Source organism: Collimonas sp. (genome assembly GCF_035566375.1).
In the GTDB taxonomy this organism is placed as follows: domain Bacteria; phylum Pseudomonadota; class Gammaproteobacteria; order Burkholderiales; family Burkholderiaceae_D; genus Collimonas.
Window position 1 is genome coordinate 85,351 of the sequence record NZ_DATMRK010000047.1, and the last position, 19,235, is coordinate 104,585.

The following is a 19,235-nucleotide window of genomic DNA, read 5'->3' on the forward strand; positions in this document are numbered from 1 at the left end:
TGTGCACTTAGCCATATGACCACCCTTGTCCGATACCGGATCAGCCAAGCAAGGCATCCTTGATCTGCTGCAAGGAAGACGGATCTTCGATGGTGGTCAGATCGCCTGGATCGCGCCCTTCGCAAATGGCCTGGATCGAACGGCGCAGCAATTTTCCGGACCGGGTTTTCGGCAACAAACCCACCACATACACCCGCGCCGGCCGGCCGACGCTGCCGATCTGCTGCTCGACCACACGCATGATCTCCGCCTCCAGCGCAGCTCGCCCCTGCGCCGTATTGTCCGCCACTTTGGGAATCACGAAAGCCACCGCCACCTGCCCTTTCAGCTTATCTTCGACGCCGACCACAGCTACCTCCGATACATTCGGATGGCTGGAAATACTCTCTTCTATTTCGCGCGTGCCCAGCCGATGACCGGCGACATTGATGACATCGTCAGTGCGCCCGAGAATAAAATAGTAACCGTCGTCATCGCGGATACCCCAGTCGAAGGTCGAATAAACCGGGCGTCCGGAATCGGGCAAATGCGTGGCCCAGTAAGTATCGACACAACGCTGGTCGTCGCCATAGATGGTTTGCATGCACCCCGGCGGCAATGGCCATTCGATCACCACCACGCCTTTTTCATTGGCGCCGCATAACTCACCGCTGGCCTCGTTCAGCAACTGCACTTTGTAGCCGTACATCGGCACGCCGGGGCTGCCTAGCTTGCTCGGCTTGTTCTCGATGTTCTTGGCGATGGTCATGATCGGCCAGCCGGATTCGGTTTGCCAATAGTTGTCGACGATAGGCACGCCGAGCGCCGACGAAATCCAGCTCGATGTAGTTTCATCCAATGGCTCGCCGGCCAGATATAGCGCCTGCAAGGACGACAGATCGTATTTCTGCATCAGCTCCGGCGGCTGTTTTTTCAGGACCCGGATCGCAGTCGGCGCGGAGAACATGCGCGTCACCTGGTACTTCTCGACGATGCTCCACCAGACGCCGCCATCCGGCCTGATCGGCAGGCCTTCGTACAACACCGTCGCCATGCCTGCAATCAAAGGTCCATAGACGATGTAGGAGTGTCCGACCACCCAGCCGATGTCGGAAGTACAGAAAAATGTCCCGCCCGGCTTGCTGCAAAAGATGGCGTCCATCGAGGTCGCCAGCGCCACCGCGTAACCGCCGACATCGCGCTGCACGCCCTTGGGCTTGCCGGTGGTGCCGGAGGTGTACAAGATATAGGACGCCTCGTTCGACTCCAGCCAGACTACCGGCACCTTGGCGTCGATATGACGCTGGCGTTGCTCGGCATAGTCGACATCCCGGCCCGCCACCAACTCCATCGCAGCCAAACCGCGATTAACCAGCAGCACATGCGCCGGCTTGTGCTGCGCCAGCTTGATCGCCTCATCCAGCAAACCCTTGTAGGGCAGTATCTTACCGCCGCGTGAACCGGCGTCGGCGGAGACGATCAGCTTGGGTGTCGCATCGTCGATCCGGCTCGCCAGGCTGTTTGATGCAAAGCCGCCGAACACCACCGAATGGATGGCGCCGATGCGGGCGCACGCCAGCATGGCAAAGGTCGCCTCGGCGATCATCGGCATGTAGATCAAGACCCGGTCGCCACGCCCCACGCCTAGCGACTGCATGATGGCGGCAGTGCGATTGACTTCGGCCTGCAGCTCGCGGAAGGAATAGGTTTTTTCGGTATTGGTTTCGGTCGAAATCGCGATCAGGGCCGGCTGCTCGCCGCGCGTTGCGACCCAGCGGTCCACCGCGTTGTGACACAGGTTGGTAGTGCCGTCGACAAACCATCTGGCAAACGGCGGCCGGCTGTCGTCAAGTACTTGAGAAAACGGGTGATGCCAGTCGATCCGCCTGGCTTGCTCGGTCCAGAAGGTCGACGGATCGCTGATCGAGCGTTGGTAAAACGTGGCGAAACTCATGCTGTCTCCTTGCTTCTTATAAAGAACCACAGGGCGCAAAGGTACACATGCTTCTGTGGCATGTTTCCGGCACCTATCGCAATTGCGCCCCGTCAAGGCGGGGCGCAATTTTTATCAGATCACATACAAATCAACATACTCGTTGACTGCCATCTCTTCCAGCTTTTTCTGATCCAGCGAGACATCCAGGATTTTCTGCTGCTGCTTGACCGATAACTGGCGCGCCAGGTTGATCTTGAACTTGGCTTCCAGCAACGGGATGCCGTCTTTGCGGCGGCGCGCGTGGCCGATCGGATATTCGACCACGATTTCCTTGAGCTTCTTGCCGTCCTTGAATTCAACTGTCATGGCATTCGCAATCGAGCGCTTCTTCGGATCGTGGTAATCCTTGGTGAACGCCTTGTCTTCGACGCAAACGATCTTGTCGCGCAGGACATCGATACGCTTGTCGGAAGCCACCTTGTCTTCATAATCGCCAGCGGTCAGGCGGCCGAAAATCAGCGGCACGGCAACCATGTACTGGATGCAGTGATCGCGGTCGGCCGGATTGTTCAGCGGCCCCTTCTTGTCGATGATGCGGATGCAGGCTTCGTGGGTGCGGATCGTGATCTTCTTGATGTCATCCACCGACTTGCCGGCCTTGGCCAATTCTGCGTGCAAGGTCATGGCGGCTTCGACTGCGGTTTGCGAATGGAATTCGGCCGGGAAGGAAATCTTGAACAGCACGTTTTCCATCACATACGATTCGTACTTGCGCTGGAACTTGAACGGCTGGCCTTTGAACAGCACATCGTAAAAACCCCAGGTCTTGGCGGTCAGCACCGATGGGTAACCCATTTCGCCGCTCTTGGCGATCAAGGCCAGGCGCACCGCGCGCGAAGTAGCGTCGCCGGCAGCCCAGGATTTGCGCGAACCGGTGTTCGGTGCATGACGATAGGTACGCAAGGACTGGCCGTCGACCCATGCCAGCGATACCGCATTCAGAATTTCTTCGCGGGTCAGGCCCATCATTTCTGCTACCACCGCGGTCGACGCCACCTTGACCAGCACCACGTGGTCCAGGCCCACCTTGTTAAAGGAATTTTCGAGCGCGATGCAGCCTTGGATTTCGTGCGCCTTGATCATCGCGGTCAGTACGTCTTTCATCTTCAACGGCTTTTTGCCGGCGGCGATGGCGTTGCGTGAAAGCCAGTCGGCGGTGGCCAGGATGCCGCCCAGATTGTCGGACGGATGACCCCATTCGGCGGCCAGCCAGGTGTCGTTGAAATCCAGCCAGCGGATCATGGCGCCGATGTTGAACGCAGCCTGGATCGGATCGAGCTGGAATTGCGTGCCTGGCACTTTAGCGCCGTTTGGCACCACGGTGCCCGGCACAATCGGTCCCATCAGTTTTTTACAGGCCGGATACTCCAACGCTTCCAGGCCGCAGCCCAAGGTATCGATCAGACAGTTGCGCGCGGTGTCGTAGGCAAGCTTGGAGGTGATCTTGTATTTGGTCACGTAGTCGACGATATCGACCAGCACTTTGTCGTATTTTGGGCGGACGTTGGAGATGTGAGCGGACATTGTTTTCCTTGATAGATATAGATTGAAGCGTAATTATTAAAATTATTGAAATTAAAGATTGAAGCAAAAAAACATCTAAAAATTGCATCTGCTAAGCGGAGCTCAAAGTGCAAGCTCCGCGTTATTCGGCAACACTGTCATCGACTTACCGCACGCCTCACATTCAAGGAATCAGCCCAGCTTGCATTCGTTCGCCAGCTGTTGCCCCAGCTTGGAATTTAGCAGCATCGACTTGGCTGGAATCTGAATCCACACCAGGCCGCTAGCTTTATCTTCCAGGCGCACCGCGCCGGTGGTGGTGCTGACCGTTGTCATCGGATAGCTACGGCCTTTCCAGGTCAATTTGACCTCGCCGTTGCCGGCGCTGGCGAGATCAACCCGGTTGCTCAATTCGCAATGAAAATTGCCGGTGAGCAGAGTCGCCGCTGGTGCCGGCGCCAGATTCAAGAGATTCGGCGAACTGGCTTGCGGCTTGCTCTCTTCCAGCGGCACGCTGGAGCCGCAAGCTGCCAGCAAGGCGGTCAGTGTCAAAGCAGCAGCAGTACGGTAGAAATTCGATGCGCAATTCGTTGCGCAGTTCAATGCATTAGCAATCATGTTGTCCCGGCCCTAAGGCGTTAAATAAGCGGTGGATGAGTCCCATTGCTGGCTAAAAAAACAACTCCGGTAACAATGGGACAATCTATTGGCTCGCTCAAGCGCCGGTATTGCGTGTTGCGGCGTGTTGCATACAGGCGCTATTTGCGTTTGCCAATCGGGACAAATTTTAAATCTTCTGGGCCGACATAATTCGCCGATGGACGAATAATCTTGTTGTCTATCCGTTGTTCGATAATGTGCGCGGCCCAGCCGGAGGTGCGGGCAATCACGAACAGCGGTGTAAACATGGCGGTCGGTACGCCCATCATGTGATATGAGACGGCGGAGAACCAATCCAGGTTAGGAAACATTTTCTTGATGTCCCACATCACCGTTTCCAGCCGTTCGGCAATATCGAACATCTTCAGGGAGCCGGCATCCTTGGATAAGTTACGCGCGACTTCCTTGATCACCTTGTTGCGCGGATCGGAGATGGTGTACACCGGGTGGCCGAAGCCGATCACCACTTCCTTGTTTTCGACGCGCTTCTTGATATCGGCTTCAGCTTCATCCGGATTGTCATAACGCTTCTGGATTTCGAAGGCGACTTCATTGGCGCCGCCGTGCTTCGGGCCGCGCAAAGCGCCGATAGCGCCGGTGACCGCCGAGTACATATCGGAGCCGGTGCCGGCAATTACACGGCCGGTGAAAGTCGATGCATTGAATTCATGTTCGGCATAGAGAATCAGCGAGGTATGCATCGCTTTTTCCCACAACGCGCAAGGTTTTTCACCGTGCAGCAAATGCAGGAAATGGCCGCCTATCGATTCGTCGTCGGTTTCCACTTCGATGCGCTTGCCGTTGTGGCTATAGTGATACCAGTACAGCAGCACCGAACCGAGCGAAGCCATCAAGCGGTCGGCGATGTCGCGCGCGCCGGGCGTATTGTGATCGTCTTTTTCCGGCAGGATGCAACCCAGCGCCGAGACCCCGGTGCGCATCACATCCATTGGATGCGATGCGGCCGGCAACCATTCGAGCGCGGCCTTGACGTTGGCGGGCAAGCCGCGCAGTGCCTTGAGCTTGGTCTTGTAGGCTTTCAGTTCAGCGCTGGTCGGCAGTTTGCCGTGTACCAGCAAATGGGCGATTTCTTCAAACTCGCAACTGTCGGCGATATCCAGGATGTCGTAGCCGCGATAGTGCAGATCATTGCCGGTCTTGCCGACGGTGCACAGTGCGGTGTTGCCGGCGGTGACGCCGGACAGGGCCACCGATTTTTTCGGCTTGAAGGCGGCTACTACTGGCTGTTGTTCACTCATGTATATCTCCTATTCGATTTATTTGATCAGGATTCAAATACTGAATCTCACTTATGCATCGCTTATTTATCGCTTACTTCGCCTTTTGCTGCGCAAACAAGGCATCCAGCTTTTGCTCGAACTCGTGATAGTTGATGCGTTCATACAGTTCGGCGCGGGTTTGCATGGTGTCGATCACGTTCTTCTGGGTGCCGTCGCGGCGCAGTGCGGTGTAGACGTTTTCGGCAGCCTTGTTCATGGCGCGGAAAGCCGACAACGGATACAACACCAAACCGACATCGGCCGATTTCAGCTCATCCACCGTAAACAGCGGCGTCGCGCCGAATTCGGTGATATTCGCCAGCACCGGCACCTTGACCGCCGCCGCGAATGTTTTATACATATCGAGCTGGGTGATCGCTTCCGGGAAAATCATGTCGGCGCCGGCTTCCACGCAAGCTACCGCACGTTCCATCGCCGCCTCCAGGCCTTCCACCGCCAGCGCATCGGTGCGCGCCATGATGACGAAATTGTCGTCGGTGCGGGCATCGACCGCAGCCTTGATCCGATCCACCATTTCCTGCTTGCTGACGATTTCCTTGTTGGGACGATGGCCGCAACGTTTGGCGCCCACCTGGTCTTCGATATGCATGGCGGCAGCGCCGAACTTGATCATGGCTTTGACGGTGCGGGCGACATTGAACGCGGAGGAACCGAAGCCGGTGTCGACATCCACCAGCAGGGGCAGATCGCAGACATCGGTGATGCGCCGGACATCGGTCAGGACGTCGTCCAGATTGGAAATGCCCAGATCCGGCAAACCCAGCGAGCCGGCCGCAACGCCGCCGCCGGATAAATAAATCGCCTTGAAACCGGCGCGCTTGGCCAGCAAGGCATGATTGGCGTTGATCGCACCTACCACCTGCAACGGCGATTCTTCGCGAACGGCTTGTCTGAATGCGGCGCCTGCGGAATATTGCGTCATATCGTCACCTTGTCTTGAATTCAACGGTTTAGCGGTTTCATGGAAAAACCAATACAGCAATATTGCAAGCGTCATGCCATCGCTGCCGCAGCCACCCGGAATTCCCCTGTCTTTCACTCGATCATGGCAACTATTTATTTGAAATCAGGCACTTGCGCTTGCGCCGCAACACCATCGGGATGATTGCGCGATGGTTGCATTGTGGTCCTCGATGTTCCATACTGCGTTTCAAATACCTTATTTGAAACAATCATGAAACATCAATGAAACATCGATAACATATGGCCCGCCCCTTGCCCTCCCTCCCGCCCTCTCCGTCCAACGGCCGCGACAATAACGACCTGCCGGTCATCTGGACCGTCTCGGTATCGCGTTTGTTCGATCTGTTCCGCGACATCACGCTGGAATTTGATCATCAAGCCAATATCGCACCTATCCAATTAGGTTTCGAAGACGCCGTCCAGCACATCCGCGAACGGCTGGCGACCGAACGCTGCGACGCCGTGATCGCCGCCGGTTCCAACGGCGCATATCTGAAAAGCCGCTTGTCGGTGCCGGTCATCATCGCCAAAGCCAGCGGCTTCGATGTGATGCAGGCGCTGGCGCGGGCGCGCAAGATCACGCCGCATGTCGGCGTCATCACCTATCAGGCGTCGATGCCGGCGCTGGCAGAGTTTCAAGCGTCGTTCGACCTCAACATCGAGCAACGCAGCTACGCTACCGAAGAAGACGCCCGGGCCCAGATCAACGACTTGAAAGCGAGCGGCATCAAGGCCATCGTAGGCGCCGGCCTGATCACCGACCTGGCCGAGGAAGCCGGGCTGGCCGGTATCTTTGTGTATTCCGCCGCCTCGATCCGGCAAGCATTCAACGATGCGCTTGAACTGGCGCGCTTGACTCAGCTCCAGCTGGAATCGACGCGCGGCCGTGGTTATCCGGTCATCGACACATTACGGGCCAAACACGGCATCAATGATTTGCGTGGCAGTTCGGACGCGATGGAAGCGATACGCAGATCGGTGACGCTGTTTGCGCGTTCGCCGGCGACCGTCTTGATTCATGGCGAAACCGGCAGCGGCAAAGAACTGGCGGCACAAGCGATCCACCGCGAACATCCGGTAGCGCAAGGCACCGCCGGCGGCAAAAGCAACCGTCCTTTTGTTGCAGTGAACTGCGGCGCGATTGCTGAATCGCTGCTGGAGTCCGAGCTGTTCGGTTACGAAGAAGGCGCTTTCACTGGATCGCGCCGCGGCGGCCGTGCCGGCTTGTTTGAGGCCGCCCACCGCGGCACGCTGTTCCTCGATGAAATCGGCGAAATGCCGCTGGCGCTGCAAACCCGTTTGTTGCGTGTGCTGGAAGAACGTGAAGTGGTCAGGGTAGGCTCGACCCGCCCGATCGCCGTCGATGTCCGCATCATCAGCGCCACCCATTGCGACCTCGAACAACGGGTGCGCGACGGCAGTTTTCGCGCCGACCTGTTTTATCGCATCAGTGTCTTGCGCCTGAATCTGCCGCCGCTACGCGCGCGACCGGAGGATCTGGTAGCGCTGGCGGAATGGTGTTTGAAGCATGCGCTGGCGTCGCTGGAAGTGCGGCCGCACGCCAATCTGCACGCCGAGGTAGTGGCTTGCGCGGCCTTGCTGGAAAGTTATGCATGGCCCGGCAATGTGCGCGAACTGCGCAATCTGATGGAGCGGGTTGCCTTGTTCCTGGCGGCAGAACCATTGCGCTCGCTGACGCCGGCTTTCCTGTTGACGGTAGCGCCGGAGCTAGCGAGCGCCGGGGCCGACGCCGACGTGGCGACACCGGCAGCAGCGCCGCCGCTCACTGAATCGGCGGTGCAAGCATTGGCAAGATTTGATGGAAATCGTGCGGCAGCGGCCCAATACCTGGGAATCAGCCGCACTACTTTATGGCGTAAATTGAGAGAGCTGCAGGAGCGATGAATTTGGCTACGAATTCAGCAACGAATCGGCCAACCTCACTCCGCAATCAATCGTCCTTGGCGCCGGCTATGCCTAATTCCTGAATCTTGCGCGTGATGGTATTGCGGCCGATGCCGAGACGTACCGCCGCATCGTTCTTGCGGCCATGCGTATGACGCAACGCCATCTTGATCAAGGCCGATTCAAATTGCCGCCCCAGCACATCCATCACATCCGCATCGCCATTACTGAGCATCTGCGCCGCTTCAGCCTCCAGCAAAGCAATCCAGCTTTGCTTGTCGCCGCTGCTGGCGGCTTGAACTGCTGCCGGCTGCGATGTTTCAGGATATTGCGCGGCGGCGGCAACCGGTGCTGAAAGATGCGGATCAAACGCTACCGGCCGGTTGGCCGGGCTTTCCAGCTGCATGCTTTGGTCCCGGCCCTCGACCAGATCCTGCGGCAGATCCTTGATCTCGACGGTCTGCCCTGGCGCCATCACAGTAATCCAGTTGCACAGGTTTTCCAGCTGACGGACATTGCCCGGCAATTCCAGGCCGCTCATGAAACGCATGGCGTTGTCAGAGACGCGTTTGCTTTCAACCCCTAGCTGCTTGGCGCTTTGGCTAAGGAAGTAGCGAGTCAGGATAGGGATGTCTTCGCGCCGCTCGCGCAAGCTCGGCAAGCGCAGCCTGATCACATTCAGACGGTGATACAAGTCTTCCCGGAACAGGCCTTCTCGTACCCGCGTTTCAAGATTCTGGTGGGTGGCGGCGATCACGCGGACGTTGGCTTTCAAGGACTGGTGGCCGCCAACCCGATAGAAATGGCCGTCAGATAACACGCGCAACAGACGCGTCTGCAGATCAAACGGCATGTCGCCGATTTCATCCAGGAACAAAGTGCCGCCTTCGGCTTGTTCAAAGCGGCCGCGGCGTGATGCCTGGGCGCCGGTGAACGCGCCGCGCTCATGCCCGAACAATTCCGATTCCAGCAAATCTTTCGGAATCGCTGCGGTATTGAGAGCGATGAACGGTTGCGATGCGCGCGGGCTGTGCTTGTGCAAGGCACGCGCGACCAGTTCCTTACCGGTCCCCGATTCGCCGGTAATGAGCACCGTCACGTTCGATTGCGACAAGCGGCCGATGGCGCGAAACACATCTTGCATGGCCGGCGCTTGTCCGAGGATTTCCGGGGTCTCGGCAGAGGCTTGCTCGACATTCGCTTCGCGCAAGCTTTCTTCCAGCGCGCGCCGTATCAGTTCGACAGCCTTGTCGACATCGAACGGCTTGGCCAGGTATTCGAAAGCGCCGCCTTGAAACGCCGCAACGGCAGAATCAAGATCGGAAAATGCGGTGATGATGATCACCGGCACGCCGGGAAACTTGGCTTTGACGGTTTGCAGCAACTCCAGCCCTGATGCGCCGGGCATACGGATATCGGAGACCAGCACCTGCGGCGTGCTCGATTGCAGCGCTTCGATTGCATCGCGTGCATTGGAGAAGCTCTTGGTGCTCAGGTTTTCGCGGGCCAGCGCTTTTTCAAGCACCCATCGAATCGATTCGTCGTCGTCAACAATCCAGATTGGTTTCATGTATTTTCTGCTGCACGCAGTCAGTTAAGCTGTTGTCATCATAATGACGCCACAGGTTTCAAGGTAGTGGTATCAGAATTCTGAAATCTGTGTATCCCGGCCGACTTTCGCACTCGATGACGCCCATGTGTTGTTGCACAAAAGTTTGCGCCAGCGTCAGGCCCAAACCGCTGCCGCCATCGCGTCCCGATACCAGCGGATAGAAAATGCGTTCTTGAATCTCGACCGGAATGCCAGGTCCATTGTCGATGATATGCAAGTCTAGTGCCAGCCGGTAACGCACCTTGGCCAGCGTCACTTGCCGCACTATCCGGCTCTGGAAAATCAGCTCGGCGTCGCCCGCTTTGATGCGCTCTTGCAACGCTTGTGCCGCATTGTGGGCAATATTCAGAATTGCCTGGATCAGTTGCTCCTTGTCGCCGCGAAACTGCGGGATCGACAAATCGTAATCGCGCTTGATGCTCAAGCCGCTCGGGAATTCGGCTACGATCAGGCTGCGCACCCGCTCGCACACCTCATGGATATTGACGTCGCCGACGATCTGCGCCAGCCGGTGCGGCGCCAGCAGGCGATCCACCAGAGTCTGCAGGCGATCGGCTTCTTTGATGATGACTTGCGTGTATTCGCGCAATTCCTTGACGTGGCGCTCCGGCAGTTCGAGCTCCAGCAGTTGAGCAGCGCCGCGGATGCCGCCCAGGGGATTCTTGATTTCGTGCGCCAGGTTGCGGATCAGCTCTTTGTTGACCTGGCTCTGGTCGAGCAGGCGTTCCTCGCGCTCCAGCTTGAGTTGCTGCACGTTTTCGCGCAACTCGATCAGTACCGGCATCTCAGGATTGTCGAGCGCGGTGACGATGGTGTCGACCCACAATGGTTCGCGCCCCATGCGCTCCAGGATCAGGTCCTGGCGCGAATCGTCGAACTGATGTTGCAGCGCTTGCTGAAAAATCGCCATCAGTTGCTCCGGATTGAGGAACAGGTCCGACAGGGTTTGCTGCAACAGCAAGCGACAGGAACTCTCCAGCAGATTTTCGGCAGCGGCGTTGGCAAACACCAGGCGTCCGTGCTGATCCAGCACCAGTACCGCGGACGCCAGCAGATCGAGGCTGGCGAGTGCGTTTCGTTCGGTAGTTTTTATTGGCATCCGGACATCCTCATTAAAAAATCCGATCCTGACGGCCACGGCTGCCGGTCAGCGCTGGCATTGAGCAGCGCGACGCATGATGTGGCTGCGCCGGCGTCAGGAGAAGTCTGTGCGTGATTGAAATGGTGCATTTTCCGAGCATAACAAGCTTTGTAAGCGATGTCGGTGGGCAATATGCAGGAACGCCACATTATGGTGCGTCCGGCCTGACTCTATCTTAAACCTGATGGGCAAAAATAAAGGCCGCAGTCGCGGCCTTATACATTAAGCAAAGTTGATACCATGCCCGGGATTACTTGAGATTCGAGAGTTCCCGGTTGAGTGCATCGATATTTTTTTCGCTGCGAGAAATATCATCTTTCATGGACGCTACCCGCTCCTGGTACTTGGCGTAATTACGTTCGTTGCCTTGCCGCTCGGGCGTACCGTCGTTGTAGTCTTTCTTGAGATCGGCCAGGCGCTGCTGCTCGTTCTTCAATTCATCCTGCAAGATCTGGCGGCGATCGTTGTCGCGCGCTTTTTGCGTACCGTTATCCACTTTTGGGAAATCCGGCGGGGTCGGGCCTGCCGGTTTGCTGGCGCTAGCCGCGCCACCACCACTCGGCTTGCTGCCTGAGGTGACGGTCAGCGGCGGCAGACTGACGCGTTTGCAGCCCTTGGTATCGCCAGTGTTCTTGTATTCCTTGACGCCGTTCTGGTCTACACACAGAAAAACCTCGCTTTGGGCGTAAGCAGTGCCGGCAACCATACCGACTGCCGCGAATAACAGAAATCCCGGTAAAAGACGCTTCATAGATTTTCTTCGCAATGACAATTCAATCGAGCCGCTAGTTTATGTCAAGAAACAAGCAATGACAAACCATCCCGCGCAATATAGTTTGCAACGCACAGATGGCGAAAACAAGTATGCCAAAAAGACAAAAGGACAGGGAGATCCCTGTCCTTTATCTTGAAGTCCGGTCTTGCGCAGTGCAAGACCGATCACTCAAACTTTCGAACCGACTTATACCGAATAGTACATATCGAATTCGATCGGGTGAGTCGTCATGCGGTAGCGTTGAACTTCTTGCATTTTCAGATCCAGATAGGCATCGATCATGCTGTCGCTGAATACGCCGCCACGGGTCAGGAACTCGCGATCCTTGTCGAGCGCTTCCAGTGCTTCTTCCAGCGAAGCGCAAACGGTAGGAATCAGTTTGTCTTCTTCCGGCGGCAGATGGTACAGATCTTTCGATGCTGCTTCGCCCGGATGGATCTTGTTTTGCACGCCGTCCAGGCCTGCCATCAGCAACGCTGCGAAGCACAGGTATGGGTTAGCCAGTGGATCCGGGAAACGGGTTTCGATACGACGGCCCTTTGGATTAGCTACGTGTGGAATGCGGATCGAAGCCGAGCGGTTGCGTGCCGAATACGCCAGCTTGACCGGTGCTTCGTAGCCAGGAACCAGACGCTTGTAGGAGTTGGTGCCTGGGTTGGTGATCGCGTTCAGTGCTTTAGCATGCTTGATGATGCCGCCGATGTAGAACAGCGCGAATTCGGACAGGCCGGCATAGCCGTCGCCAGCGAACAGGTTCTTGCCGTCTTTCCATACTGATTGATGCACGTGCATGCCGGAACCGTTGTCGCCAACGATAGGCTTAGGCATGAAAGTGGCTGTCTTGCCGTAGGTGTGGGCAACGTTCCAGACCACGTATTTCAGGTTCTGGGTCCAGTCGGCGCGCTCAACCAGAGTCGAGAACTTGGTGCCGATTTCATTTTGACCGGCGCCGGCCACTTCGTGGTGATGCACTTCAACCGGGATGCCGAGCGATTCCAGGATCAGGCACATTTCCGAACGCATGTCTTGGAAGCTGTCGACCGGTGGCACTGGGAAATAGCCGCCCTTGACGGTTGGACGATGGCCGGTGTTGCCGCCTTCGAGCTTGGCGCCGGTGCTCCAGGATGCTTCTTCGGAACCGATCTTGACGAAGCAGCCCGACATGTCGGCGCCCCAACGGACGTCGTCGAAAATAAAGAATTCTGGTTCCGGACCGAAATAGGCGGTATCGCCCAGGCCGGAAGATTTCAGATAGGCTTCTGCGCGCTTGGCGATGGAGCGTGGATCACGGTCGTAACCCTTGCCATCGGATGGCTCGATCACGTCGCATTGCATGAACAATGTAGTTTCTTCCATGAACGGATCGATGTTCGCGGTGTTTGGATCCGGCATCAACAACATGTCGGAAGCTTCAATACCCTTCCAACCAGCAATAGAAGAACCGTCAAATGCATGACCCGACTCAAATTTATCGATATCGAAATGAGAGACAGGGACAGTTACGTGCTGTTCCTTGCCTTTGGTGTCAGCGAAGCGAAAATCAACGAATTTGACTTCGTTGTCTTTTGCCATTTTCAAGACTTCTGCGGCCGTCATTGCCATGTGAATCTCCTAAATATGAAAGGTACTGCAATTTTTAAATTGTGCGACCTGCTCAGGATCTGTTGCACGCAGAATTCGGCGTCGCAGTAACATCATGGACAGGTAGTGAGCAAACTATGACCGAACAGCAATTCAGTACGACCAGAACTCAGTGCAGGATGATAGCAGAATCCATGCCACCGTCCTTTCTTCAAAATATGCTTATTCGGCCTTGTAATTAGCTTGCCTTGAAGGCTGCGTTACCTTTTTACATTGTTAGACTTACCATTACGGCAAACCGAAATCACCATATCGGTGCAATGAAAAATACAGGCACCATTTTCGTGCATTCGTTTCAGAAAGATAAAAACTCGCACCATATTGGTTCGCAAAAATATTAAGTAAATAGCCACATCGGAAAACCACGACTTTCTAGGAGAAACACCATGACCACCAATAGCGAAATCCTGACCACTGCCAGACAACGTGGTCAAAATGATCACCTGCCCTACGCTGGCGCCGTTACCCCGAGCGAGGCATTTTCTTTATTGGAGGCGGATGCCGCCACGATTCTGGTAGATGTCCGCACCAACGCCGAACGCGATTGGGTCGGCCGGGTGGCGATTCGCGAAGCGCAGCATGCTGCTGTGCAATGGTCGCAATATCCAGGCGGCGTGCCGAATCCCGATTTCCTGGCGCAACTGGCGCAGATTGCAGAAAAAGGAACACCATTGCTGTTTCTGTGCCGTTCCGGCGTGCGCTCGCAACACGCAGCCAGGTTGGCCACCGAAAACGGTTACGGCAATTGTTTCAACATTCTGGAAGGCTTCGAAGGCGACAAGGACAACAATGGCCATCGCAAGAACGTCAACGGTTGGTGCAAGGCTGGTTTGCCTTGGCTAGGGGCTTGAGGCAGTCTTTTAATTTGTGGGCGTGAATCCGGTGTAGCTAGCGTAGCGCCGGATTCATCTTCTTTGCAAGGCAAGTATCCGGTTCTCGTACTTCTGTTCTTCAAATTCATGCCAGGTGATACCAACGTCGACGAAACCATAGCTGTTATAGAAGGCCAGCGCCCGTACATTGCCGGCCCAGGCCGTGAGCCAGAGCCTGGCGCCGACTGTTTCGATCGCGTGATCCAGCAATGCGCGGCCGATGCCGCGGCCATGAAAATGTTCCTGTACGTACAGCGTATCGACCTCAACCCCGCCATAGTTTTCTTCCGCACAGCGCGAATCCAGATCGAGCAGGATGTAGCCGAGCAGATTGTCGCCATCCACGTCAACCAACAGCCGGTAATCGGAATCGGCGATGAGGCTTTGGAAATAGGCTGGCGTAAAAGTCGACAGCGCCTCGCGCGCCAGGTCATCACTGACGCCTTCCGTGGCATAGGTATGCAGCCAGACCTGGATCGACAGCGCGGTAAGGCTCATGCAATCGGCTTCTACTGCTTTGCGAATCACATTGCCTCCGTCATGCAAGTCCAAGCGATGCAATCGCGACGCGCGCCGCCGCCAGGTCCCAGGCAGCCTGGCCGACGGTTTTATAGACCGGCAATAGCGCCTGCTGGACAAAACCGTGCGCCAGCACATCAGGCAATTCACGCACTTTGCTCCAGTCGATCTGCGCTTGCAGCAAATCGCCGGCTTCATGTTTGGCGCCCGCCAGGCAGTCGACCACCACAGTGCGGCTGTGCAACAACTCAGCCGGAAATTCCACCATATCCGGTTTGAAAGCACCGACGCCGATTGCCAGCGTAGTTGCCGCGATATTGGCCGGAATCACAGCGCTGCGCGAGGTGGTCAAGGCAATCAGCACATCGGTGTGCGGCAAATCGGCGGCCAGCGCTGCAGCGGCCAGAGGCTTGATCACAATCTGCGGATGACGCAGTTGCAAGGCCTCGCAAAACGCCTGCGTCTTTTGCAGATCGCGGGCGGCTACCCAAAATTCATTGACGCCGAAATATTCGACCAAACCATCGGCATGGGCGATGGCCTGGACTCCGGTGCCGATCAATAGCGCAGATTTTGGCTTGACTGGCAGCAGCGCTTCGATACCAAGCAGAGTTACCGCAGCAGTCCGCCTTGCAGTAACGGTCGGACCATGCAACAGCGCCAGGCGGCGGCCGCTGGCCGCGTCGAACACCACCACTTCGCCCTGGATCGCCGGCAATTGATATTGCGCGTTATTGGCATGCACGGTGATCAGCTTGGTCATGCCGATATCGGCAGCCACGGCGGGCATGCACAGCAGCACGCTGGCCTTGTCTATTTCGACCGCCATGCGCTCGGGCGCGTTGATCTTGCCTTCGCGCAGTTGCTGTGCGACCTTTACCAGTGCCGGCACCAGTGCGGTATACGGCAAGGCGGCTGCGGTGCTTTCGGCGTCGAGAATTTGCATGTCGTTTTCGTAACTGGAAATGGATCAGCGCAAGAAAAAACCTTGCGGGAACGGGTCGCTGTCTTCCAGCACCCACTGATTGAAACCCATGATGTGGGCGTTGCCGGTCACTTCGGTGTGAACCGCGTCGAACTCGCCGACCTTGGTGGTCCCGGTCACCCGTACCCGGAAACAACTGCCGACAATGCTTTCATTCACCAGTACCTGATTCAGGGCCAGCTTCTGGCGCAGGAATAATTGCGCGGCGCGGCCCGAGGTGCCGGTGCCGGTCGGCGAACGGTCTACTTCACGGTCGGCAAAGATGCAGACGTTGGCTTGATCTGCGTTGGCGTCATTCGGCGCGCCGTCGATGATGGTGCCGTACAAGGTATCCAGGCCAGGCTCGAGCGGATGCTGGATTTTCACTTTGTCTTTGACCGCCTGCTTGGTTTCCGCGCCCAGCTGTATCAGGCTGCGCACCTGCTCCGGCTTGATCTTGAGCCCGGCCTGGTCGGCATTCATGTAGTAATAAAAAGCGCCGCCGAAAACGATGTCGCCAGTCACCTTGCCGAAACCCGGCGTCTCGACTTCGACATCGCGCTGATAGATAAAGGCTGGCACATTGCGGAAAGTAACGGCGCCGGCGCGCTTGCCATCCCATTCGACCTGGGCTTCGATGAAGCCGGCAGGCGTGTCGAAACCGATGCGCGTCAACGGCATGGTGCGCTCTACATGATTGAGCTCCACCAGCACTTTGCCGAGCGCGATGATACCGTGGCCGCACATATCGCTATAACCTTCGTTGTGAATGAAGATCACGCCGAAATCGGCTGCCGGGGTGACCGGCGGCAGCAGATATGCACCATACATGTCGGCATGGCCGCGCGGTTCGTTCATCAGGAACTGACGCAGGTCGTCGCGCTGCTCTTTGAGCCAGCTGCGGCGCTCAAGAATGGTCTTGCCCGGCACCGGCGGCAAACCGGAAATCACGATACGCAGCGGCTCGCCGCCGGTATGTGCATCTACGGTATGTATTGTGCGTGTGTAACTTAGCATGGGGATTTTGTATGAGGGAGCCAGGAGTATTATCAACCTGCATTTTGATGGCCGGCGGCAAGCGCACAGCGCCTCCCGCCTGATTTACTTCTATGACGCGTTATCGGCCTTGCCGGCCGATAACGCTGCTTCTAAGCCTGCTACTAAGTCTTGTTCTTAGTCTTAGTAGCTCGTCACTGCTTCCGGCGCACCGCCCTTGAAGCGGAACACCGTTACCGGCGATTGCTTCAGATCGTGCTTGGCGTCAAACTCATAAGAACCGGCAACGCCTTTGTAATGGATTTTTTCCAGCGCTGGCATGTATGTTTTTGGCTCTACCGAGTTGGCCTCTTTCATCGCTTGGGCGATCAGCATCATGCCGTCGTAGAACGATGCCGCATAGGTTTCGGCAGGACGATTGAAACGCTTTTGATAATCCGCCGCGAAAGCTTTGCCGGACGCCAGCTTGTCCAGCATGGCGCCGCCTTGCGTGCAATACACCTTATCGGTAACCGCATCGCCGCCGAGACGACCCATCTCCGGTGCGCAAATGCCGTCGCCGCCCAGCAGCAAGGTATCCAAGCCAAGCTGTTTCATCTGGCGTGTCATCGGGCCGCCCTGTGGTGAATAGCCGCCGTAGAAAATCGCATCAGGTTTTTTTGACTTGATGTTGGTCAGGATGCCGTTGAAGTCGGTTGCCTTGTCATTGGTAAACTCGGTACCGACAACTTGCATGCCGTTGGCTTTTGCAACCTTGGCGAATTCCTCTGCCAGGCCTTGGCCGTAGGCGGTGCGGTCATCGATAATCGCAACCTTCTTGACCTTCAATTCCTTGGCTGCGTACAGCGCCATCTTGCCGCCCAGTTGGCTATCGCTGGCAGCTACCCGGAACACATAGGGAAAGCCTTGCGTAGTTACTTTTGGATTGGACGCTACGGTGCCCATCACGATGCCGGCATCGTTGTAGATGCGCGAAGCAGGGATCGTGACGCCGGAGTTGTATGGACCGACAATCGCCTTGACGCCCATGTCGACCAGCTTTTGCGCCACGGTGACGCCTGATTTAGGATCGGCCTGGTCATCTTCCATCACGGCTTCAAACTTGATCTTTTTGCCGCCAATCACCATACCCTTGGCATTTAACGCGTCAATTGCCATCGTCAAGCCGCCTTGGTTGTCTTTACCTGCGGATGCCTGGGCGCCTGTCAGCGGGCTGCTAAAACCGATCTTTACAACTTGTGTCTCCTGCGCCATTGCGAGCGCTGGGAATGCAGCCAACATAACCATCATAAGTTTGGTCCGTGCGTACATGGCTTTTCCTTTCGTCTGTCTTTAATAGTAGTGTTTTTTTAATATCGGCACCCATCGTCGGGCGTGCGTACCGGGACGTCTCTTGCAGATCGAATCCTAGCAGGGACACCGCCACATTAAATTCTCTTATGCGGCGGCTTCCCCGTAGATTCGTTGGCAAAATGGCGTGTTCCTACTTGCATTTTAGTTACTATCCAGCGCAGAGGGAAATTAATTAGTTGGGCGTCGCAAAGGTGCGCTACCAACCGGACCGCCAACTGCCGTCAGTGGCAATCGGGCACGTTCTGGTCCAGGTAGACCTCAAAAGCGACATTGGCGATCCATTTTTTCCGATTGCCGGCCCAGTAAGCGCTACGGTCCCATGTCTTGCTCAGCTGTTGCAGATAGGCGCCCAGTTCGATGTCTGCCGGCCTTATCACAAAGCTCAGCGTGGCCGCAGGCCGATTCAGCGGCAAACTGGCTGAAAACTTCTTCCATTCAGGTAAATCAAGCATGCCGTTCAAGACCGCATCGTCCTGCACGGCGGCGTCGCAAGCGCCTGTCCTGAGCGCCAGCAATACGTCGGCCGGGGCTTTATAAACTTTTTCAACAGCGCCATAGCTGGCGGCCACGGCGCCGACATAAGCTCCACCTTGCGCCACGCAAATGCTACGGCCGCGCAATTGCGGCAAACGTTTGATATCAGTATCGCTACGCATGATCAGCTTGGGGTGCGCCAGATACCTGGTCGGCAGCAGTCTTGCATGAGAACCGAATGTCCCGGCATCGGCCTGTGTCAGATTCAGCAGCAACAGATCAACCTTGCCTTGCGCCAGCAATTGCTGCCGATTCTGTGGCGTCACTTTTACCGTAAGCAGCTTGACGCCCAAGCCTTGCGCCAGATCCTCGGCAACCGGGTTGGCGAAACCTTCGGCAGTGCGATATTTTGCGCCAGCAACATGTGTGGGAATGATATAGCTGACGCCGACCACCAATTGGCCGCGTTGCTTGATCTGTTGCAAACCGGCCGCTATCGCATTGATCTGCAGCGTGCACGCAAACAGCAATAGCGCAGATCGGAGGAGGAATAAGGCAAGCTTCATCGTCATGAGTCAGAC

16 protein-coding genes are annotated in these 19,235 nt (G+C 56.6%); 2 read left to right on the forward strand and 14 right to left on the reverse strand.

Features of this window, described 5'->3' with window-relative positions:
* Positions 1-40: 40 nt before the first annotated feature.
* The 5 genes from VNZ60_RS15275 to prpB form a co-directional block, all read right to left on the reverse strand.
* Positions 41-1,933, reverse strand: a complete 1,893-nt coding sequence (locus tag VNZ60_RS15275) for a propionate--CoA ligase (RefSeq protein ID WP_325660544.1) — start codon at positions 1,931-1,933, stop codon at positions 41-43.
* 114 nt (positions 1,934-2,047) lie between these two features.
* Positions 2,048-3,499 (reverse strand): bifunctional 2-methylcitrate dehydratase/aconitate hydratase, encoded by a 1,452-nt coding sequence (locus tag VNZ60_RS15280; RefSeq protein ID WP_325660546.1) that lies wholly within the window; start codon positions 3,497-3,499, stop codon positions 2,048-2,050.
* Positions 3,500-3,670: 171 nt separating this feature from the next.
* Entirely contained in the window at positions 3,671-4,096 is a 426-nt protein-coding gene (locus tag VNZ60_RS15285) for a hypothetical protein (protein ID WP_325660548.1), read from the reverse strand.
* 140 nt (positions 4,097-4,236) lie between these two features.
* Entirely contained in the window at positions 4,237-5,397 is a 1,161-nt protein-coding gene (gene prpC, locus VNZ60_RS15290; protein ID WP_325660550.1) for a bifunctional 2-methylcitrate synthase/citrate synthase, read from the reverse strand.
* A gap of 73 nt (positions 5,398-5,470) precedes the next feature.
* Positions 5,471-6,361: a methylisocitrate lyase gene (gene prpB, locus VNZ60_RS15295; protein WP_325660552.1), complete on the reverse strand. Its 891-nt coding sequence runs from the start codon at positions 6,359-6,361 to the stop codon at positions 5,471-5,473.
* 281 nt (positions 6,362-6,642) lie between these two features.
* Here prpB and prpR point away from each other — a divergent pair, with 281 nt between their 5' ends.
* Positions 6,643-8,307 carry a propionate catabolism operon regulatory protein PrpR gene (gene prpR / locus VNZ60_RS15300; protein WP_325660554.1) on the forward strand — a complete coding sequence of 555 codons (1,665 nt, stop codon included), beginning with the start codon at positions 6,643-6,645 and terminating at the stop codon, positions 8,305-8,307.
* Between the two features lie 46 nt (positions 8,308-8,353).
* On the opposite strand, the gene ntrC is transcribed toward prpR, so the two are convergent.
* The 4 genes from ntrC to glnA form a co-directional block, all read right to left on the reverse strand.
* On the reverse strand, positions 8,354-9,877 hold the full coding sequence (gene ntrC / locus VNZ60_RS15305; RefSeq protein ID WP_325660556.1) for a nitrogen regulation protein NR(I): 1,524 nt from the start codon (positions 9,875-9,877) through the stop codon (positions 8,354-8,356).
* A gap of 58 nt (positions 9,878-9,935) precedes the next feature.
* Complete coding sequence (glnL, locus tag VNZ60_RS15310; RefSeq protein WP_325660558.1) at positions 9,936-11,018, reverse strand: nitrogen regulation protein NR(II); 1,083 nt, start codon at positions 11,016-11,018, stop codon at positions 9,936-9,938.
* 292 nt (positions 11,019-11,310) lie between these two features.
* Positions 11,311-11,811, reverse strand: a complete 501-nt coding sequence (locus VNZ60_RS15315) for a DUF4124 domain-containing protein (RefSeq protein WP_325660560.1) — start codon at positions 11,809-11,811, stop codon at positions 11,311-11,313.
* A 210-nt stretch (positions 11,812-12,021) separates the two neighbouring features.
* The gene (glnA, locus tag VNZ60_RS15320; RefSeq protein ID WP_092353756.1) at positions 12,022-13,437 is read right to left on the reverse strand and encodes a type I glutamate--ammonia ligase; all 1,416 of its coding nucleotides are present in this window, start codon (positions 13,435-13,437) and stop codon (positions 12,022-12,024) included.
* A 425-nt stretch (positions 13,438-13,862) separates the two neighbouring features.
* On the opposite strand from glnA, the gene VNZ60_RS15325 reads away from it, so the two are divergent.
* Positions 13,863-14,327: a rhodanese-like domain-containing protein gene (locus VNZ60_RS15325; RefSeq protein WP_325660565.1), complete on the forward strand. Its 465-nt coding sequence runs from the start codon at positions 13,863-13,865 to the stop codon at positions 14,325-14,327.
* A 54-nt stretch (positions 14,328-14,381) separates the two neighbouring features.
* Here VNZ60_RS15325 and VNZ60_RS15330 read toward each other — a convergent pair whose 3' ends face one another.
* The 5 genes from VNZ60_RS15330 to VNZ60_RS15350 form a co-directional block, all read right to left on the reverse strand.
* Positions 14,382-14,846 carry a GNAT family N-acetyltransferase gene (locus VNZ60_RS15330; protein WP_325660567.1) on the reverse strand — a complete coding sequence of 155 codons (465 nt, stop codon included), beginning with the start codon at positions 14,844-14,846 and terminating at the stop codon, positions 14,382-14,384.
* A 40-nt stretch (positions 14,847-14,886) separates the two neighbouring features.
* Positions 14,887-15,813, reverse strand: a complete 927-nt coding sequence (locus VNZ60_RS15335) for a delta(1)-pyrroline-2-carboxylate reductase family protein (RefSeq protein ID WP_325660569.1) — start codon at positions 15,811-15,813, stop codon at positions 14,887-14,889.
* A 24-nt stretch (positions 15,814-15,837) separates the two neighbouring features.
* The gene (gene lhpH / locus VNZ60_RS15340; RefSeq protein WP_325660571.1) at positions 15,838-16,848 is read right to left on the reverse strand and encodes a trans-3-hydroxy-L-proline dehydratase; all 1,011 of its coding nucleotides are present in this window, start codon (positions 16,846-16,848) and stop codon (positions 15,838-15,840) included.
* A 162-nt stretch (positions 16,849-17,010) separates the two neighbouring features.
* Positions 17,011-18,138 (reverse strand): branched-chain amino acid ABC transporter substrate-binding protein, encoded by a 1,128-nt coding sequence (locus VNZ60_RS15345; RefSeq protein ID WP_414648854.1) that lies wholly within the window; start codon positions 18,136-18,138, stop codon positions 17,011-17,013.
* Between the two features lie 263 nt (positions 18,139-18,401).
* Complete coding sequence (locus VNZ60_RS15350; protein WP_325660575.1) at positions 18,402-19,226, reverse strand: type 2 periplasmic-binding domain-containing protein; 825 nt, start codon at positions 19,224-19,226, stop codon at positions 18,402-18,404.
* Between the last annotated feature and the right edge of the window lie 9 nt (positions 19,227-19,235).

What these genes read in the sequence shown, in the direction of transcription:
- VNZ60_RS15275 (WP_325660544.1), bottom strand. Translation starts at nt 1,933, where the DNA reads ATGAGTTTCGCCACGTTTTACCAACGCTCGATCAGCGATCCGTCGACC.
- VNZ60_RS15280 (WP_325660546.1), bottom strand. Translation starts at nt 3,499, where the DNA reads ATGTCCGCTCACATCTCCAACGTCCGCCCAAAATACGACAAAGTGCTG.
- VNZ60_RS15285 (WP_325660548.1), bottom strand. Translation starts at nt 4,096, where the DNA reads ATGATTGCTAATGCATTGAACTGCGCAACGAATTGCGCATCGAATTTC.
- prpC (WP_325660550.1), bottom strand. Translation starts at nt 5,397, where the DNA reads ATGAGTGAACAACAGCCAGTAGTAGCCGCCTTCAAGCCGAAAAAATCG.
- prpB (WP_325660552.1), bottom strand. Translation starts at nt 6,361, where the DNA reads ATGACGCAATATTCCGCAGGCGCCGCATTCAGACAAGCCGTTCGCGAA.
- prpR (WP_325660554.1), top strand. Translation starts at nt 6,643, where the DNA reads ATGGCCCGCCCCTTGCCCTCCCTCCCGCCCTCTCCGTCCAACGGCCGC.
- ntrC (WP_325660556.1), bottom strand. Translation starts at nt 9,877, where the DNA reads ATGAAACCAATCTGGATTGTTGACGACGACGAATCGATTCGATGGGTG.
- glnL (WP_325660558.1), bottom strand. Translation starts at nt 11,018, where the DNA reads ATGCCAATAAAAACTACCGAACGAAACGCACTCGCCAGCCTCGATCTG.
- VNZ60_RS15315 (WP_325660560.1), bottom strand. Translation starts at nt 11,811, where the DNA reads ATGAAGCGTCTTTTACCGGGATTTCTGTTATTCGCGGCAGTCGGTATG.
- glnA (WP_092353756.1), bottom strand. Translation starts at nt 13,437, where the DNA reads ATGGCAATGACGGCCGCAGAAGTCTTGAAAATGGCAAAAGACAACGAA.
- VNZ60_RS15325 (WP_325660565.1), top strand. Translation starts at nt 13,863, where the DNA reads ATGACCACCAATAGCGAAATCCTGACCACTGCCAGACAACGTGGTCAA.
- VNZ60_RS15330 (WP_325660567.1), bottom strand. Translation starts at nt 14,846, where the DNA reads ATGAGCCTTACCGCGCTGTCGATCCAGGTCTGGCTGCATACCTATGCC.
- VNZ60_RS15335 (WP_325660569.1), bottom strand. Translation starts at nt 15,813, where the DNA reads ATGCAAATTCTCGACGCCGAAAGCACCGCAGCCGCCTTGCCGTATACC.
- lhpH (WP_325660571.1), bottom strand. Translation starts at nt 16,848, where the DNA reads ATGCTAAGTTACACACGCACAATACATACCGTAGATGCACATACCGGC.
- VNZ60_RS15345 (WP_414648854.1), bottom strand. Translation starts at nt 18,138, where the DNA reads ATGTACGCACGGACCAAACTTATGATGGTTATGTTGGCTGCATTCCCA.
- VNZ60_RS15350 (WP_325660575.1), bottom strand. Translation starts at nt 19,226, where the DNA reads ATGACGATGAAGCTTGCCTTATTCCTCCTCCGATCTGCGCTATTGCTG.